The 2288-nt window shown below is 43.6% G+C and carries 1 protein-coding gene and 2 tRNA genes; all 3 read right to left on the reverse strand.

Annotation, left to right across the window (positions count from 1 at the left end; translation table 11 throughout):
* Position 1: 1 nt before the first annotated feature.
* Positions 2–77: transfer RNA gene (locus R7190_RS25465), tRNA-Phe, on the reverse strand.
* Positions 78–310: 233 nt separating this feature from the next.
* Positions 311–1936, reverse strand: a complete 1626-nt coding sequence (locus R7190_RS25470; protein WP_132936938.1) for a methyl-accepting chemotaxis protein — start codon at positions 1934–1936, stop codon at positions 311–313.
* A 275-nt stretch (positions 1937–2211) separates the two neighbouring features.
* Positions 2212–2287: transfer RNA gene (locus tag R7190_RS25475), tRNA-Asn, on the reverse strand.
* Between the last annotated feature and the right edge of the window lies 1 nt (position 2288).

Below are 2288 nucleotides of genomic sequence, written 5' to 3' on the forward strand. Positions count from 1 at the left end.
GTGGTGCCCGGAGGCGGAATCGAACCACCGACACGAGGATTTTCAATCCTCTGCTCTACCGACTGAGCTATCCGGGCGACGAGGTGTATTAAAAGGCTTTTCGGCTTTCAGGTCAACAATAAAATTAAAATAAAATATCGTTTGATGAATTTGTGCTCGGAGTGGGCTGTTTTTATGCGTTTTTAGCAGCAATGCGCCATGCTTTAAGCGATGTTTTAACATTGATAGTGTATTCACTTGCAAAATAAAGGCGATAAAAACAAAAAAGCACGTCTGAAAACGTGCTTTTTATTGAACAATTGACTTTAAACTAGTGCTTTACTGAGAACTTGTTTACCCAACCTTCTAGCTCATTCGCTAGTGAAGCTAAACTTTGAGTACTTGATTGACTCTCGGTTACGACAGAGTTTAGTTGGCCTCCGCTTTCATCGATAAGGTTTATGCGTAGCGCAATATCATCGCTAACCTGCGTCTGCTCAGCGGCAGCAGTAGCGATCTGCTGGCTCATTGTGGTGATAGATTCTAACGCCGTTACAATTTGCTGTAGAGCTTCAGAGGCATTCTTAGACTCTGTAACAGTGCTTTCACTGGTTTCTGCACATATTTCCATTGTGTGAATGGCATTGCGAGAGCCTTCTTGCAGATTGGAGATCATATACTGAATCTCTTTTGTGCTGTCTTGTGTGCGTCCTGCTAGGTTGCGTACCTCATCAGCAACGACTGCGAAGCCTCGGCCTTGTTCTCCAGCACGTGCTGCTTCAATGGCTGCATTGAGTGCCAATAGGTTTGTTTGCTCTGCGATATCACCAATCACATCGAGCACTTTTACAATATTATTTACATCCTGATCTAGATCGGCGACCGCTTTACTCGCAGTATTTAATTGAGAAGCTAAACCTTGAATGTTTTTAACCGTGTTATGAATGAGTTTCTGAGTATGTTGGCTTTGTTTGTCTGCCTCGTCCGTATTGTTTGCGGTGTCGCTTGCTGAATTGGCAACATGGTTGGCTGAAGATGCCATTTCAGTCATCGCAGTGGCAATCATCGCCGTTGATTGCTGCTGAGATACGGTAAGATCGGCAATCGTATTTGATCGAGCTTCTACGGCAGACAACTCTGCGCGCAGTGCATGCATAGACTTCTCTAGGTTTGTCACCATAGTAGCTAGTGATTGACTCATATCTTGCACGGCACGATAGATACTTCCTCTCGGTGCCACAGTATCAAAACTGGTCTGAATGTCTCCTTGAGCGACAGCTTGAACTGCTTTGCGCACGTCGTTAGGCTCTCCACCAAGTAGATGAAGCATTTTGCGAATCGAAATGATCAGGCCACTTAGAATGCTTCCCGCGATAATCAGACATAGCACAAGCTGCCATTGTGCTGTCGACCAAAAACGTGCGTTAACTTCATTAAAGCCAATACCTGTACCGACAACCCAGCCCCAGTGTGGTGTTTTTTCTGCTATCGAGTGTTTTTCTTCAATGCTGCCATCTGCTTGTTTTTGGCTCCAGGTATATTCAACGATCTGACCTGTTTTGTGCCCCAATACATCTAGAATGAGTTGGCCTACGCTATTACCACTGCCATCTTTAAAGTCATGGAAGCTGGTTCCGTGCAGTTGAGGGTCTAGTGGTGCGGCGATGAACATCATATTTTCATCTGCGACATAAACGTATTCGTTGTCTTTGTAGATATTGTTACGAAGTAGGCGAGTGGCTAATGCTTTCGCTTCGTCTTCCGGCATTTTGCCTTCGATAGCCATCTTTTCTACTTCGGTAAGTATGCTGTACGCACTTTTAAATAGCTCAGTAACTCGAGCTTTGTTATCAAGGTTACTTGCGACGCGAAGTGTCCATAAGCCCGTTGCGGTCAAAGCTAAGAGAGCTAGCAATATGATCGCAGATAATAAATAGGCTTGAGTTTTTAGTTTCATATTTAGCTCACAAATAAAGTGTTATCACTATGCAAGGCATAGCTAAAAGAAGAAATGTAATAACTCGGGCATCTTAGTGAAGATGAATATGCTCGGATACTAATGCGTATTAAAATTACGATGAGGATTAAATTTTTAGCGTGAAATAAGTGTTTTTGAAGAAAGGATTTAATGTTCGCTGATGTTTAGAAATGAAGTGTAGATAAATGGGAAAGCGAGAAATGACGTATAAAGCAGATACAAAAAAGCCGCATCAAGTGATGCGGCTTTAAAAGTGGCTCCTCCTGCTGGGCTCGAACCAGCGACCTGCGGATTAACAGTCCGTCGCTCTACCAACTGAGCTAAGGAGGAA

Source organism: Vibrio sp. 1078-1 (assembly GCF_033340475.1).